This window comes from Pseudomonas sp. W2Oct36, from assembly GCF_041060465.1.
In the GTDB taxonomy this organism is placed as follows: domain Bacteria; phylum Pseudomonadota; class Gammaproteobacteria; order Pseudomonadales; family Pseudomonadaceae; genus Aquipseudomonas; species Aquipseudomonas graminis_B.
On record NZ_JAUERW010000010.1, the window covers coordinates 32,577 to 47,859 of the forward strand.

12 protein-coding genes are annotated in these 15,283 nt (G+C 59.0%); 11 read left to right on the forward strand and 1 reads right to left on the reverse strand.

Features of this window, described 5'->3' with window-relative positions:
* Positions 1-20: 20 nt before the first annotated feature.
* Positions 21-1,064, reverse strand: a complete 1,044-nt coding sequence (locus QWI18_RS14780; protein ID WP_065991339.1) for an aminoglycoside phosphotransferase family protein — start codon at positions 1,062-1,064, stop codon at positions 21-23.
* Positions 1,065-1,193: 129 nt separating this feature from the next.
* On the opposite strand from QWI18_RS14780, the gene QWI18_RS14785 reads away from it, so the two are divergent.
* The 11 genes from QWI18_RS14785 (at position 1,194) to QWI18_RS14835 (ending at position 15,282) form a co-directional block, all read left to right on the forward strand.
* Complete coding sequence (locus tag QWI18_RS14785; RefSeq protein ID WP_369319149.1) at positions 1,194-3,977, forward strand: LPS-assembly protein LptD; 2,784 nt, start codon at positions 1,194-1,196, stop codon at positions 3,975-3,977.
* On the forward strand, positions 3,958-5,280 hold the full coding sequence (locus QWI18_RS14790) for a peptidylprolyl isomerase (RefSeq protein ID WP_192134888.1): 1,323 nt from the start codon (positions 3,958-3,960) through the stop codon (positions 5,278-5,280). Before QWI18_RS14785 ends, QWI18_RS14790 begins: the two co-directional genes overlap by 20 nt.
* Positions 5,277-6,266 carry a 4-hydroxythreonine-4-phosphate dehydrogenase PdxA gene (gene pdxA, locus QWI18_RS14795; RefSeq protein ID WP_192134890.1) on the forward strand — a complete coding sequence of 330 codons (990 nt, stop codon included), beginning with the start codon at positions 5,277-5,279 and terminating at the stop codon, positions 6,264-6,266. The genes QWI18_RS14790 and pdxA overlap by 4 nt, the downstream gene beginning before the upstream one ends.
* Entirely contained in the window at positions 6,263-7,069 is an 807-nt protein-coding gene (rsmA, locus tag QWI18_RS14800) for a 16S rRNA (adenine(1518)-N(6)/adenine(1519)-N(6))-dimethyltransferase RsmA (RefSeq protein ID WP_065991336.1), read from the forward strand. Before pdxA ends, rsmA begins: the two co-directional genes overlap by 4 nt.
* A gap of 118 nt (positions 7,070-7,187) precedes the next feature.
* Positions 7,188-7,568, forward strand: a complete 381-nt coding sequence (gene apaG, locus QWI18_RS14805) for a Co2+/Mg2+ efflux protein ApaG (protein WP_192134892.1) — start codon at positions 7,188-7,190, stop codon at positions 7,566-7,568.
* Complete coding sequence (locus QWI18_RS14810) at positions 7,568-8,449, forward strand: symmetrical bis(5'-nucleosyl)-tetraphosphatase (protein ID WP_296310699.1); 882 nt, start codon at positions 7,568-7,570, stop codon at positions 8,447-8,449. The genes apaG and QWI18_RS14810 overlap by 1 nt, the downstream gene beginning before the upstream one ends.
* Before the next feature lie 53 nt (positions 8,450-8,502).
* Complete coding sequence (gene glpE, locus QWI18_RS14815; protein ID WP_065991333.1) at positions 8,503-8,823, forward strand: thiosulfate sulfurtransferase GlpE; 321 nt, start codon at positions 8,503-8,505, stop codon at positions 8,821-8,823.
* Positions 8,824-9,110: 287 nt separating this feature from the next.
* The gene (locus tag QWI18_RS14820; protein ID WP_065991332.1) at positions 9,111-11,033 is read left to right on the forward strand and encodes a PrkA family serine protein kinase; all 1,923 of its coding nucleotides are present in this window, start codon (positions 9,111-9,113) and stop codon (positions 11,031-11,033) included.
* A gap of 118 nt (positions 11,034-11,151) precedes the next feature.
* Positions 11,152-12,423: a YeaH/YhbH family protein gene (locus QWI18_RS14825; RefSeq protein ID WP_074886967.1), complete on the forward strand. Its 1,272-nt coding sequence runs from the start codon at positions 11,152-11,154 to the stop codon at positions 12,421-12,423.
* Positions 12,420-13,982 carry a SpoVR family protein gene (locus tag QWI18_RS14830; RefSeq protein ID WP_133775468.1) on the forward strand — a complete coding sequence of 521 codons (1,563 nt, stop codon included), beginning with the start codon at positions 12,420-12,422 and terminating at the stop codon, positions 13,980-13,982. The genes QWI18_RS14825 and QWI18_RS14830 overlap by 4 nt, the downstream gene beginning before the upstream one ends.
* Before the next feature lie 70 nt (positions 13,983-14,052).
* Positions 14,053-15,282: a multifunctional CCA addition/repair protein gene (locus tag QWI18_RS14835; protein ID WP_369319150.1), complete on the forward strand. Its 1,230-nt coding sequence runs from the start codon at positions 14,053-14,055 to the stop codon at positions 15,280-15,282.
* Position 15,283: the final 1 nt, after the last annotated feature.

A 15,283-nucleotide genomic window follows, 5' to 3' on the forward strand; every position in this document is an offset into this window, starting at 1 on the left:
TTCAATGGCAGTCCATCCCATTACCCGACAGATGCTGGTTTTGCCTGTGTCGGTTTTGTATGGCCAAGGCTGGTCAACAGATTACTCAACTCAACCAACTCCGGGCGTCGCGCCAACACCGCTTCTATATAGGAGAAGAAGCGCGGCACATCGGCTAGGTAGCGTGGTTTGCCGTCACGGTGGCAGATCCGGGCGAAAATACCGATCACTTTCAAATGCCGCTGCACGCCCATCAAATCACTGGCACGACGGAATTCATCGAATTCGTCCTGCACCGGGATGCCCGCCGCGACGGCCTTGTTCCAATACAGCTCAAGCCAGCCGGCTACGCGCGCCTCCGGCCAGCTCAGGAATGCATCCTTGAACAGGCAGGTGATGTCGTAGGTAACCGGGCCGTACACCGCGTCCTGAAAATCCAGCACGCCAGGGTTCGGTTCGCTGAGCATCAAGTTGCGCGGCATGTAATCGCGGTGCACCAGCACCTTCGGCTGGGCCAGCGCGCTCTCGATCAGCAGATCGCTGACGGCCTGCCAACTGGCCTGCTGCGCCTGATCGAACTCCACGCCCAGATGACGCTTCACGTACCACTCGGGGAACAGTTCCAGCTCGCGGCGCAGAAGTGCCACGTCGTAACTCGGCAACGGCGCGTCCATCGGCAGTTGCTGGTAGGCGAGCAGTGCGTCGATTGCGTCAATGAACAGCTGATCGGCGTTTCGCTCGTCGATGACATCCAGGTAGGTCTGACGACCCAGGTCATTCAACAAAAGGAAGCCCTGACTCAGGTCTTCGGCATAAATTTTCGGAACATTAATGCCCGACCCGCTCAATAAATGAGCGATATCCACGAAGGGTTTGCAGTTTTCCTGGGGGGGCGGCGCGTCCATGACAATAAAAGTGCGGCCCTCCCCCTCCCAGCGGAAGTAGCGCCGGAAACTGGCATCGCTACTGGCGGCAGTCAACGTGGCCGGGGGGATTGGCCCCCAGCCCTGGGCCTCAAATAAACGCGGGAGCTGCTCATCGAGCCAAACTTTCAGGTGTTGCAGGCGTACATCTTGATCTGGCATTGCAAGGGTCTCCGACGGCGCTAGCCGTCAAGCGGGTCATGCTTTATTATCCGACATCTTTTTCAGCCCATCGAGAGGCGTGCGGCCCCCCCGCGGGCAGATGGCGCGCAGGAAGCCCGGACTAATAAGATGGCATTGAAATCCCCCGCGTTTCGTAAAAAATTTCCGTTGCTCGTAACCGGCAGTTTGCTGGCGATGCAACCCCTGGCCGTCCCGTACGTGGTTGCCGCCGAACAGTATGACTGCTCGGTGTCTGCAACAGGTGCATGGGATTGCTCTCCGAAAACCAACGCAGCCCAGTTGCCTCCGCGCCCCGTGCACGACGCCAACAGTGTTTCGTCCAACAGCAGCACGGCAGATGGCGCTCAGACGACCACCACTTCCGACGGCGAAGTCGTGCCCAAAACGATGCTGGTCACCGAGGCCAAGGGCCGTGGCCTGAAATCGCGCAGCGCCGATTACAGCCACCTGGACTGGGTTCCGCGCGAGAAGCTGACCGCAGCCCAACTGGCTGAGACCGGTCCGTACTGCTCGGGCGCCTACATCGAACCGATCCGTCCGGGCATGGACGACAAGACGCCGAAGAGCGACGCACCGACGTTCATCGGCGCCAAGGCTTCGCGTTATCAGCAGGAAGAGCAGGTTGCGACCCTGGCCGGTGACGTCGTCATGCGCCAGGGCAGCATGCAGGTCGAGGCTGACGAAGCCAGCCTTCACCAGGCCGAGAACCGTGGCGAGCTGAACGGCGATGTCCGTCTGCGCGACAACGGCGCCCTGATCGTCGGTGACCACGCTGAAGTCCAGCTCGACACCGGCGAAGCCAAAGTCGACAACGCCGAGTACGTGCTGCACAAAAACAACGTTCGCGGTAACGCCCTGTACGCTCGTCGTGCCGAGAACGCGATCATCCGCTTGAAGGACGGCACGTACACCACGTGCGAACCGAACAGCAACGCGTGGGCCGTGAAGGGCAACAACATCACCCTGAATCCGGCCACCGGTTTCGGTACTGCCACCAACGCCACACTGCGCGTTCATGACATTCCGATCCTGTACACGCCTTACATCTATTTCCCGATCGACGACCGTCGCCAGTCCGGCTTCCTGCCACCGACCATCGGTACCGGCACAGAAACCGGCTTCTCGTTGCTCACCCCGTACTATTTCAACCTGGCGCCGAACTACGACGCCACGCTGTATCCGACCTACATGGCCAAGCGTGGCATGTTGCTGGAAGGCGAGTTCCGCTACCTGACCAAGACCAGCGAAGGTCAGTTCGGTGCGGCCTACCTGAACGACGACGACGACGATCGCAAGCTGCAGTCGGACTACAAAGACACCCGCTGGCTGGTCAACTGGCAGGATCGCAGTGGCCTGGATTCGCGTCTGAGCAGCAGGATCGACTACACCAAGGTCAGTGATCCGTATTACTTCAAAGATCTGAAAAGCGGCCAGGAAGGCGTCAGTACTCATGACTTCCTGAACCAGCAGGGCGCTGTTTACTACCGCGGTGACAATTACACCGCGACGCTTAATGCGCAGAAGTATCAGCTGACCACGGTCACTCAGATCACGCCGTATGCACGCCTGCCTCAACTGACGTTGACTGGCACGCTGCCGTTCCAACCAGCAGGTTTGAAGTTTGACTACGACACTGAGCTGGTTCGCTTTGATCGCGATCTGAGAACCGGAAACTTCGTCGATGAAGACGGCATTGCTTCTCGACGTCTTGACCAGAACGTGTCGGGTCTGGCGCGCGCCAACGGCGATCGCCTAAACCTCGCACCGTCCATCAGCCTGCCGCTGACTGCCAGCTACGGTTATGTGACGCCCAAGTTAAAGTATGTTTACACCCAGTACGATCTTGACTTGGATGCCCAAGGCAAGCGCACGTTATTGGCTGATGAGTCCTACCACAGCAGCGAAAACCGCGCCGTCCCGATCTTCAACGTCGACAGCGGCCTGTATTTTGATCGCAACACCAACTGGTTCGGTAAAGACTACCGTCAGACACTGGAACCACGCCTGTACTACCTCTATGTCCCTGAGAAAGATCAGAACGACATCCCGATCTTCGACAGTGCGGAAACGACGTTTAACTACAGCTCACTGTTCCGCGACAACCGCTTCGTCGGCTCCGACCGTATCGGTGACGAAAACAAACTGTCGCTGGGCGTGACCAACCGCTGGATCGAAGACAACGGTTTCGAACGTCAGCGCGTGAGCATCGGTCAGGCGGTGTACTTCGCAGATCGCAAGGTGCAACTGCCGGGCATCGCCTACGAAGACCGCAAGGACGCGCAGTCCGACGTGTCTCCGTATGCGCTTGAGTACGAATACCGCTTCAACCGCGACTGGCGTGCCACGTCGGACTTCAACTGGGACCCGGACAGCCGCAGCACTCGCTCCGGCAGCGCAATGGTCCACTACCAGCCTGAAGACGAGCCGGGCAAGGTCATCAACGCCGGCTATCGCTATCGCAACGACCAGGTCCGTTACGACCAGACAACAGGTCGCTGGAGCGTCGGCGGGGGTGATTACACCTACCCGGATGGCACCGTCATCAAGGACTACTACAAGATTCAGCAACATGACTTCTCGGTCATCTGGCCTGTGGTTCCGCAGTGGAGCGCAATCGCCCGCTGGCAGTACGACTACAACCGTGACCGTACCCTCGAAGCCTTTGGTGGTTTTGAATATGACAACTGCTGCTGGAAGCTGCGTCTGATCAACCGGTACTGGGTCGACTATGACGAGTCCACCCAAGAGATACCGCAGAACGAGAAAGGCGACCGCGGCGTCTTCCTACAAATCGTGTTGAAGGGACTTGGCGGCGTCGTTGGCCAAAAAGTTGAAAGCTTCCTCGACAAAGGCATCCAAGGTTATCGTGAACGTGAAGACCAAGCTTTCTGATTGTCTGCGCCCGCTGATGCTGGGCGCGCTGCTTATCGGTACTGTTGCGCACGCTGAAGTGCGCACCATCGACAAGGTAGTTGCCATCGTCGACAACGACGTGGTCATGCAAAGCCAGCTCGACCAGCGCACCCGTGAGGTTCAGCAAACCATCGCCAAGCGCGGACAGGGTGTTCCGCCTGCCAGCGCACTGGAGTCTCAGGTCCTGGATCGTCTGATCCTGGAAAACCTGCAGATCCAGATCGGCGAACGCTCCGGCATTCGCATCAGCGATGAAGAGCTGAACCAGGCAGTTGCCACCATCGCTCAACGCAACAACATGAGTGTTGACCAGTTCAAGGCCGCACTGACCCACGACGGGCTGTCCTATACCAGCGCACGTGAGCAGATCCGCCGGGAAATGATCATCAGCCGTGTGCGTCAGCGCCGGGTTGCCGAACGCATCCAGGTCTCGGAGCAGGAAGTGAAGAACTTTCTGGCCTCCGATCTGGGCAAAGCTCAGTTTTCCGAAGAGTTCCACCTGGCCAACATCTTGATCCCGACGCCGGACAGCGCGACGTCGGATCAGATTCAGGCCGCTGCAGCCAAAGCCAAGGACCTCTACGGCAAGCTGCAACGAGGCGCGAACTTCGAGCAGATGGCGATCGCGTCTTCGGCCAGTGAAAGTGCTCTGGACGGTGGTGACATGGGCTGGCGTAAAGCCGCTCAACTGCCGCCTCCGTTCGGCGACATGCTGTCGTCGATGCGTCCGGGCGAGGTTACCCCTCCTGCGCGTACACCGGGCGGCTTCATCATTCTCAAACTGGTGGAAAAACGCGGCGGCGAGACTCAGACCCAGATGCGCGACGAGGTTCACGTTCGTCACATCCTGATCAAGCCAAGCGAAATCCGCAGCCCGGCTGAAACCAAGTTGCTGGCTCAACGTATCTACGATCGCATCCAGAATGGCGAGGACTTCGGCGAACTGGCGAAGGCCTTCTCCGAAGACCCGGGTTCGGCGCTTAACGGCGGCGACATGAACTGGGTTGACCCGCGCTCGCTGGTTCCGGAGTTCCGTGACGTCATGAACGAGACCGCTCAGGGTGTCGTGTCCAAGCCGTTCGAAACCCAATTCGGCTGGCACGTTCTGGAAGTCCTCGGCCGTCGCTCGACTGACAGCACCAGTCAGGCGCGTGAGCAACAGGCGATGACCGTGCTGCGTAACCGCAAGTACGACGAAGAACTGCAAACCTGGTTGCGTCAGATCCGTGATGAAGCCTACGTCGAGATCAAGCTCCCCGGAGCTGATCAGGCGGCCAAGTGAAACCACAGCGTTTCGCCCTGACACCCGGCGAGCCGGCCGGCATAGGCCCTGACCTTTGCCTGCTCCTCGCCGCGCAGTCCCAGCCCCATCCCCTGATTGCCATTACCAGCTGCGACCTGCTCACCGAGCGGGCCGCCCAGCTGGGCGCGGCTGTCAGCCTGATCCCCGTCACACCCGCCGCATGGCCTGATGCCCCCGCCCCCGCTGGCAGTCTGTATGTCTGGGACACGCCGATTCAGGCGCCAGTCGTTGCCGGCCAGCTCGACAAGGCCAACGGTGGTTTCGTGCTCGAAACCCTGATCCGAGCAGGCCAGGGCTGCATCGATGGCCACTTCGCGGGCATGATCACAGCGCCGGTGCACAAGGGCGTGATCAACGACAGTGGCATCCCGTTCTCCGGCCACACTGAATTCCTTGCCGAGCTGACCCACACCGAACAGGTGGTGATGATGCTGGCGACCGGAGATCTGCGCGTGGCGCTGGTGACCACTCACCTGCCCCTGCGTGACGTTGCCGATGCGATCACTGCTGAACGGCTTGAGCGTGTGACGCGCATCCTGCACGCGGATCTGGTCAACAAGTTCGGCATCGCCCACCCGCGGATTCTGGTCTGTGGCCTCAACCCCCATGCCGGCGAAAGCGGGCATCTGGGCCGCGAAGAAATCGACATCATCGAACCTACTCTGGCGCTTCTGCGCAGCGAGGGCCTGGATCTATATGGCCCGCTGCCCGCCGACACGCTCTTTACCCCCAAATATCTGGAGCACTGCGACGCAGTGCTGGCGATGTACCACGACCAGGGCCTGCCCGTGCTGAAGTACAAAGGCTTCGGCGCCGCCGTCAACATCACGCTGGGCCTGCCGATCATTCGCACCTCCGTGGATCACGGCACGGCGCTGGATCTGGCAGGCACCGGCAAGATTGACACCGGCAGCCTCAGGGTCGCTCTGGAAACCGCCTATCAGATGGCCGAGACCCATTCATGAACGAGCAATACCAACACAAGGCGCGCAAGCGTTTTGGCCAGAACTTCCTGCATGACGCTGGCGTGATCGACAAGATCCTGCGCTCCATCCGTGCCAAGGCCGAAGACCGCATGCTGGAAATCGGCCCGGGACAAGGCGCTCTGACCCAAGGCCTGCTGAACAGCGGCGCGCAACTGGACGTCGTCGAGCTCGACAAAGACCTCGTGCCGATCCTCATGCATCAATTCGGCAGCAAGCCAAATTTCAGCCTGCATCAGGGTGACGCGCTGAAATTCGACTTCACCAGCCTGAATGCCGCACCCAACAGCCTGCGCGTCGTCGGCAACCTGCCGTACAACATCTCGACGCCGCTGATTTTCCATCTGCTGCAGAACGCCCACCTGATCCGCGACATGCATTTCATGCTGCAGAAAGAAGTGGTCGAGCGTCTCGCGGCAGGTCCTGGCGGCGGGGATTGGGGTCGCCTGTCGATCATGGTTCAGTACCACTGCCGCGTGGAGCATCTGTTCAACGTCGGCCCCGGCGCGTTCAATCCGCCGCCGAAAGTGGATTCGGCCATCGTTCGTCTTGTGCCGCACGAAACCCTGCCGCACCCGGCTAAGGATCACCGCGTCCTTGAGCGGGTCGTCCGCGAAGCGTTCAACCAGCGCCGCAAGACCCTGCGCAACACGTTGAAGGCCCTGCTGACCAGCGAGGAAATCACTGAAGCCGGCGTCGATGGCAGCCTGCGTCCAGAGCAGCTGGACCTGGCGGCGTTTGTTCGCCTGGCCGACACGCTCAGCGAAAAGCCTGTCGTCGCCTGACCTTCTGGGGACATGTCCGGTCAAAGCCTGTGTACTTGCTTATCCGTGACATGTCCTAGACTGATTTCCAACCTGGCCACTTCCGGCTTTCTCCGCTTTCGCTTTTAAGGCCTCTTGCATGTCTGATTCTCGTTACCAGGTCGACGTCAGCGTCGAGACCCGTTTCCTGGCGGAACAATCGCAGCCTGAGCACAACCGCTTCGCCTTCGCCTACACCATCACCGTGCACAACAACGGCGAACTGCCAGCCAAGCTGCTGTCACGCCACTGGGTGATCACCGACGGTGACGGTCAGGTTGAAGAGGTTCGCGGCGAAGGCATCGTGGGCCAGCAACCGCTGATCCAGCCAGGACAAAGCCACACCTACACCAGCGGCACCGTGATGACCACCAAGGTGGGCAACATGCAGGGCACTTATCAAATGCTCGGAGAAGACGGCAAGCGCTTCGACGCTGTCATCGCTCCCTTCCGTCTGGCCGTACCGGGGGCGCTTCACTGATGGCGGTCTACGCAGTCGGTGACCTGCAAGGCTGCCTTGAACCGCTGAAGTGCCTGCTCGAACGCGTTGCATTCGAGCCCGGCAAAGACACGCTCTGGCTGGTCGGCGACCTCGTCAACCGAGGCCCGCAGTCACTGGAAACCCTGCGTTATCTCTATGCCATGCGCGACTCGGTCGTCTGCGTGCTGGGCAATCATGACCTGCACCTGCTGGCTGCCGGCCGCAATATAGAGCGCCTGAAGAAAGGCGACACGCTGCGGGAGATTCTGGAAGCGCCGGACGCCGTCGTGCTGCTCGACTGGCTGCGCCAACAGAAGCTGATGCATTACGACGCCGAACGCGATATCGCACTGGTGCATGCCGGAATCCCGCCGCAATGGACGCTGAAAAAAGCGCTGCGCTGCGCCGAAGAAGTCGAGCAGGCGCTGCGCGATGACAATCGCTTCGAGCCTTTTCTCGACGGCATGTATGGCAATGAACCTGCGAAGTGGGACAAGGATTTGCAGGGCGTCACCCGGCTGCGGGTCATTACCAACTACTTCACGCGCATGCGTTTTTGCACCAGCGACGGCAAGCTTGATCTCAAAAGCAAGGAAGGTCTCGACAGTGCGCCGGCGGGCTACGCGCCGTGGTTCAAGCACAAAGAGCGCAAGACCAAAGGCGTGGGTATCATTTTCGGCCACTGGGCCGCACTTGAAGGCCAATGTGACGAGCCCGGGGTGTATGCGCTGGACACGGGCTGTGTCTGGGGCGGCGCGATGACGCTGCTCAACGTCGACACCCGCGTGCTGATTCGTTGCGAATGCGACGAGCGTGGCAACGCAAAGGCACCCGCTCCTGCGACATCCTCCGTCAACGAGCCAATTCCGCTGCAGCAGTAATTTCCCCTACGTTCTCGACCGTTCGAGGACCCGACGGCCCAGGAGCCCGAGCCATGACTGACTTCAAACGCATTTCACCCGAACAAGTCCATGCCCTGCGCGAACAAGGCGCGGTGCTGGTGGACGTACGGGACGCGCAGACCTACGCGACCCAGCACATTCCGGACTCCCATCACCTCGACAACCATTCCATCGCCGACTTCATCCGTCAGGCCGATCTGGACAAACCGTTGGTCGTCCTCTGCTATCACGGCAATTCGAGCCAGAGCGCAGCAGCCTATCTTGTAGGTCAGGGCTTCTCCGAGGTCTACAGCATGGATGGCGGTTTTGAGTTGTGGAAAACCAAATTTCCCGAAGAAACCGCACAAGGCTGATCGAAAAATATTTTTGCTGGCCGCTATCCCGCGTCCTACGCGGGCTCGCGCCCTCTTCTGACGAACGGGTATGCCCTCTTCATACCCATCGCTTCTTTCTGTGCCCGAATCCGAACTACTCTTAGGCTCAGGCCATCCGAATCAGGGGAGAGCCGGTACACCGGCGCGTGGGTCATCGGTCGCTACTTTTATGGTGTTTGGGGGGTAATGGCAGCCGCGTGATCGGCTGCCATCCAGCATCAACTGACGATCCGCCGCCGGCTCCACGTATCGAGCGAGGTGACGTCATGAGTATTTTTAGCCACTTCCAACAACGCTTTGAATCGACACGGCAGGAAGAGCTCTCGCTACAGGAGTATCTGGAGCTCTGCAAAACCGACCGCAGCGCATACGCTTCCGCCGCAGAACGTCTGCTGATGGCCATCGGTGAGCCTGAGTTGTTCGACACGTCGACCAATTCCAGGCTGTCCAGAATCTTCTCCAACAAGGTCATTCGGCGCTATCCCGCGTTCGAAGAATTCCACGGCATGGAAGACTGCATCGAGCAAATCGTCTCGTACTTCCGCCACGCCGCCCAAGGCCTGGAAGAGAAGAAACAGATCCTTTACCTGCTCGGCCCGGTAGGCGGTGGTAAATCGTCCCTGGCTGAAAAACTCAAATCGCTGGTTGAAAAAGTACCGTTCTACGCCATCAAAGGGTCACCGGTTTTCGAATCCCCTTTGGGCCTGTTCAAACCCACCGAAGACGGGACGATCCTCGAAGAGGACTACGGCATCCCGCGCCGGTACCTCAATACCATCATGTCGCCATGGGCCACCAAACGGCTGGCCGAGTTCGGCGGCGACATCAGTCAATTCAAAGTGGTGAAGCTCTACCCTTCCATCCTTAACCAGATCGCCGTCGCCAAAACCGAGCCCGGTGACGAGAACAACCAGGACATTTCGGCGCTGGTGGGTAAGGTCGATATCCGCAAGCTCGAGGAATACCCACAGAACGACGCCGACGCTTACAGCTATTCGGGCGCATTGTGCCGGGCCAACCAGGGCCTGATGGAATTCGTGGAAATGTTCAAGGCGCCGATCAAGGTGCTCCACCCGCTGCTGACCGCCACTCAGGAAGGTAACTACAACAGTACCGAAGGCCTGGGCGCGATTCCGTTCACCGGTATTTTGCTGGCCCACTCCAACGAATCGGAATGGCACAGCTTCCGCAACAACAAGAACAACGAAGCGTTCATCGACCGGATTTACATCGTGAAGGTGCCGTACTGCCTGCGCGTTAATGACGAGATCAAGATTTACGACAAGTTGCTGTTCAACAGCTCCCTGGCCAAAGCCCATTGCGCGCCGGACACCCTGAAAATGCTCGCGCAGTTCACCGTGCTGTCGCGGCTCAAGGAGCCGGACAACTCCAACATCTATTCGAAGATGAGGGTGTACGACGGCGAGAACCTCAAGGACACCGACCCGAAGGCCAAGTCGATTCAGGAATACCGCGACAGCGCCGGTGTCGACGAAGGCATGAACGGTCTCTCTACCCGATTCGCGTTCAAGATCCTGTCGAAGGTCTTCAACTTCGATCCTCACGAAATCGCCGCCAACCCGGTTCACTTGCTGTACGTCCTGGAGCAGCAGATCGAGCAGGAGCAGTTTCAGGCCGAAACCCGCGAGCGTTATCTGCGCTTCATCAAGGAATACCTGGCGCCGCGCTACATCGAGTTCATCGGCAAGGAAATCCAGACCGCCTACCTCGAGTCCTACAGCGAGTACGGTCAGAACATTTTCGACCGCTATGTGCTGTACGCAGACTTCTGGATTCAGGACCAGGAATACCGTGATCCGGAGACCGGCGAGATCCTTAATCGCGTGGCGTTGAACGAGGAACTGGAGAAGATCGAGAAACCGGCAGGCATCAGCAACCCGAAAGACTTCCGCAACGAGATCGTCAACTTCGTGCTGCGCGCCCGCGCCAACAACAATGGCAAGAACCCGACCTGGCTGAGCTACGAGAAGCTGCGGGTGGTGATCGAGAAGAAAATGTTCTCGAACACCGAGGACTTGCTGCCGGTCATCAGTTTCAACGCGAAGGCCAGCAAAGAGGATCAGCAGAAGCACAACGACTTTGTCACACGAATGGTCGAGCGGGGCTACACCGATAAACAGGTAAGGCTTCTTTCCGAATGGTACCTGCGGGTCCGGAAATCGCAGTAAGGCAGCTGCAAGCGTCAAGCGACAAGCTGCAGGAAGAAAGCGCGTCAGATCTGCTACCCGGATAGCCGCTTCGACTTGCAGCTTGCAGCTCACCACTTGAAGCTCCCCGGAGGGGCCTATGAGCTATGTGATCGACCGACGTCTCAATGGCAAGAACAAGAGCACGGTAAATCGGCAGCGCTTTCTGCGTCGTTACCGTGATCACATCAAGAAGGCAGTTGAAGAAGCCGTCAGCCGGCGCTCCATTACTGATATGGAGCACGGCGAACAGATCAGTATCCCGGGGCGGGATATCGACGAGCCGGTGCTGCACCATGGTCGCGGCGGCAAGCAAACGGTGGTTCATCCGGGTAACAAGGAGTTCACCACCGGTGAGCACATCGCACGCCCCCAAGGGGGTGGCGGTGGCAAAGGGCCTGGCAAGGCGGGCAACTCCGGCGAAGGCATGGATGAGTTCGTGTTCCAGATCACCCAGGAAGAATTCCTCGAATTTATGTTCGAGGACCTGGAGCTGCCCAATCTGGTCAAGCGCAACCTGAGCGGCACTGACACTTTCAAAACCGTTCGCGCAGGCATCAGCAACGAAGGCAACCCTTCACGCATCAATATCATCCGCACGTTGCGCTCGGCACATGCGCGGCGCATCGCGCTGTCGGGCAGCAGCCGGGCCAAACTGAGGCAGGTGCAGGCTGAACTGGAACGCCTGAGGATCGAGGAGCCGGATAACTTCGGTGACATTCAGGAACTGGAAATCGAGGCCGCGAAACTTCAGGCACGCATCCGCCGTGTCCCATACCTGGACACCTTCGACCTCAAATACAACCTGCTGGTCAAACAGCCCAACCCCAGCTCCAAAGCCGTGATGTTCTGCCTGATGGACGTGTCCGGGTCGATGACCCAGGCGACCAAGGACATTGCCAAGCGCTTTTTCATCCTGCTGTACCTGTTCCTCAAACGTAACTACGACAAGATCGAAGTGGTCTTCATCCGCCACCACACGAGCGCGCGGGAAGTCGACGAAGAGGAGTTTTTCTATTCTCGGGAAACCGGCGGCACTATCGTGTCCAGCGCATTGAAGCTGATGCAGGAGATCATGGCCGAGCGCTACCCCACCAACGAATGGAACATTTACGCAGCCCAGGCCTCGGACGGCGACAACTGGAACGATGACTCACCCATTTGCCGCGACATCCTGATCAAACAGATCATGCCGTTCGTGCAGTACTACACCTACGTCGAAATCACCCCGCGCGAACATCAGGCGCTGTGGTTCGAATACGAGCGCATCGGCGAAGCCTTCGCCGACACGTTCGCCCAGCAGCAGCTGGTCTCTGCCGGTGATATCTATCCGGTGTTCCGTGAACTCTTCCAGCGCAGGTTAGTGACATGACCGCTAGAGAGCAGAAGCGCCAACCCCTCTCCACGGGTTCAGAGTGGACGTTCGAACTGATCCAGGCATACGACCGGGAGATCAGCCGCATCGCCGAACGGTACGCGCTGGACACTTACCCCAATCAGATCGAGGTGATCACCGCCGAGCAAATGATGGATGCCTACGCGTCTGTCGGCATGCCGCTGGGTTATCACCATTGGTCCTACGGCAAACACTTCCTCAGTACGGAGAAATCCTACTCGCGCGGGCAGATGGGTCTGGCGTACGAGATCGTCATCAACTCCGACCCGTGTATCGCCTATCTGATGGAAGAGAACACCATCTGCATGCAGGCGCTGGTGGTGGCCCATGCCTGCTACGGGCATAACAGCTTTTTCAAGGGCAACTACCTGTTCCGCACCTGGACCGACGCCAGCTCGATCATCGATTACCTGGTCTTCGCCAAGCAGTACATCATGCAGTGCGAAGAGCGCCACGGGATCGACGCGGTCGAGGATCTGCTCGATTCCTGCCACGCGCTGATGAACTACGGCGTCGATCGCTACAAGCGGCCCTACCCGATTTCGGCTGAGGAAGAACGGCGCCGCATGAAGGACCGGGAGGAGCACCTGCAGAAACAGATCAACGATCTGTGGCGCACGATTCCGAAAAGCGCGAGCAAGAACGACAAAGAGGATTTCTCGCGTTTCCCCGCCGAACCTCAGGAAAACATCCTTTACTTCATCGAAAAACACGCGCCGTTGCTGGAGCCCTGGCAGCGTGAAGTCGTGCGCATCGTGCGCAAAATCGCCCAGTATTTTTACCCGCAGCGTCAGACCCAGGTGATGAACGAGGGATGGGCGACGTTTTGGCATTACACGCTGATGAATGATCTGTACGACGAAGGGCTGGTGACTGACGGCTTCATGCTGGAATTCCTGACTTCCCACACCAGTGTTGTCTATCAGCCGGGCTTCGACAGTCCTTACTACAGCGGTATCAATCCCTACACGCTGGGGTTTGCGATGTATCAGGACATCCGGCGCATGTGCGAGCACCCGACCGAAGAAGACCGTCACTGGTTTCCTGATCTGGCCGGCACCGACTGGCTGACGGCGGTGAAGTTTGCGATGAGCAGCTTCAAGGACGAGAGCTTCATCCTGCAGTACCTGTCGCCCAAGGTGATTCGCGACCTGAAGCTGTTCAGCATCCTGGACGATGATCAGAAGGACGATCTCCTCGTGCCCGCCATCCACGATGAAACCGGCTACAAGGTGATTCGTGAAACCCTCGCCGCGCAATACAACCTCGGCAACCGCGAACCCAACGTGCAGATCTACAGCATCGACCGTCGCGGCGACCGCTCCCTGACCCTGCGTCACCAACAGCACGACCGCAAACCCCTTGGCGATTCGACGGACGAAGTGCTGAAGCACCTGCACCGGCTGTGGGGTTTTGATATCCATCTGGAGACGCTGCAGGGCGACCAGGTCATGAAAGTCCACCATGTGCCGCCGAGAAGCGAACACGCTGACAGTGAATATCCCCGGCTGGACCTGGCGGTCGTCCACTTATAAACCATGAGCGTTTCCAGCCTCCGCGATCGCGACTTAAGGTTTATCCTGTCGCCCTCACGGAGGCTTTTTTATGCAGATTTATAAAGTTGGCGGCGCAGTACGCGATCGCCTGCTTGGCAAACCGGTCACTGACATCGACTGGGTGGTAGTGGGTGCATCGACTGAAGAGATGCTGGTGAAGGGCTACCGCCCGGTGGGAACGGATTTTCCCGTCTTCCTGCATCCGCTCACCGGTGAGGAATACGCACTGGCTCGCACCGAGCGCAAGACCGGCAAGGGATACGGCGGCTTTGTTTTTCACGCCCACCCGGACGTCACGCTGGAGCAAGATCTGATCCGCCGCGACCTGACCATCAATGCTATTGCCGAAGACAAGAACGGCCAGCTGACTGATCCCTATCATGGCCAGCAGGACCTCGAAGCCCGAGTGTTGCGTCACGTTTCCCCCGCGTTCGCCGAAGATCCCCTGCGCGTCCTGCGTGTGGCCCGTTTCGCCGCGCGCTATGCCCCCGACGGTTTCACCATTGCTCCGGAAACCCTCGAACTCATGGGTCAGCTGAGCGGTTCGGGTGAACTGGAAGCGCTGACACCGGAACGCAGCTGGAAGGAAATTTCCCGCGCGCTGATGGAAAAAGAGCCCCAAGTGTTCATCGAGGTCCTGCGTGAATGTGGCGCCCTGAAAATACTCATGCCAGAAGTCGACGCGCTGTTTGGCGTGCCTCAGCCGGAAGCCCATCACCCTGAAATCGATACGGGTTTGCACGTCCTCAGCGTGTTGCATCAGTCCGCCCTGTACCGCCAGCCGCTAAGCGTGCGTTGGGCGTGCCTGCTGCATGACTTGGGCAAGGGACTCACGCCGGAAGAGGAATGGCCGCGTCACATCGCCCACGAGCACAAAGGGCTCAAAGCGATCAAGGCGGTGAACCAGCTTTTCAAAGTGCCAAGGGACTGTCAGGAACTGGCGCTGCTGGTGGGCGAGTATCACACCCATGGGCATCGCGCGCTGGAGCTGAAGCCGTCGACATTGCTGGATTTGCTGCAGAGCTTTGACGTGTATCGCCGACCGCAGCGATTCGAGGAATTCATCGCCGCCTGCGAAATGGACGCCCGAGGCCGCAAGGGGTTTGAGGAGCGCACGTACCCGCAAGCCGAATATCTGCGCGGCGCGGCTGAGGCGGCCCGGCAGGTGGCCGTACAGCCGCTGCTGGAGAAAGGTTTTCAGGGCCAGCAATTAGGCGAAGCGCTCAAGCGAGAGCGGCTGGATACGCTGAAAGTGTACAAGGCGTCTTATCAGCACTAAG

What these genes read in the sequence shown, in the direction of transcription:
- glpE (WP_065991333.1), top strand. Translation starts at nt 8,503, where the DNA reads ATGACTGACTTCAAACGCATTTCACCCGAACAAGTCCATGCCCTGCGC.
- QWI18_RS14820 (WP_065991332.1), top strand. Translation starts at nt 9,111, where the DNA reads ATGAGTATTTTTAGCCACTTCCAACAACGCTTTGAATCGACACGGCAG.
- rsmA (WP_065991336.1), top strand. Translation starts at nt 6,263, where the DNA reads ATGAACGAGCAATACCAACACAAGGCGCGCAAGCGTTTTGGCCAGAAC.
- QWI18_RS14810 (WP_296310699.1), top strand. Translation starts at nt 7,568, where the DNA reads ATGGCGGTCTACGCAGTCGGTGACCTGCAAGGCTGCCTTGAACCGCTG.
- QWI18_RS14780 (WP_065991339.1), bottom strand. Translation starts at nt 1,064, where the DNA reads ATGCCAGATCAAGATGTACGCCTGCAACACCTGAAAGTTTGGCTCGAT.
- QWI18_RS14825 (WP_074886967.1), top strand. Translation starts at nt 11,152, where the DNA reads ATGAGCTATGTGATCGACCGACGTCTCAATGGCAAGAACAAGAGCACG.
- QWI18_RS14785 (WP_369319149.1), top strand. Translation starts at nt 1,194, where the DNA reads ATGGCATTGAAATCCCCCGCGTTTCGTAAAAAATTTCCGTTGCTCGTA.
- QWI18_RS14830 (WP_133775468.1), top strand. Translation starts at nt 12,420, where the DNA reads ATGACCGCTAGAGAGCAGAAGCGCCAACCCCTCTCCACGGGTTCAGAG.
- QWI18_RS14835 (WP_369319150.1), top strand. Translation starts at nt 14,053, where the DNA reads ATGCAGATTTATAAAGTTGGCGGCGCAGTACGCGATCGCCTGCTTGGC.
- apaG (WP_192134892.1), top strand. Translation starts at nt 7,188, where the DNA reads ATGTCTGATTCTCGTTACCAGGTCGACGTCAGCGTCGAGACCCGTTTC.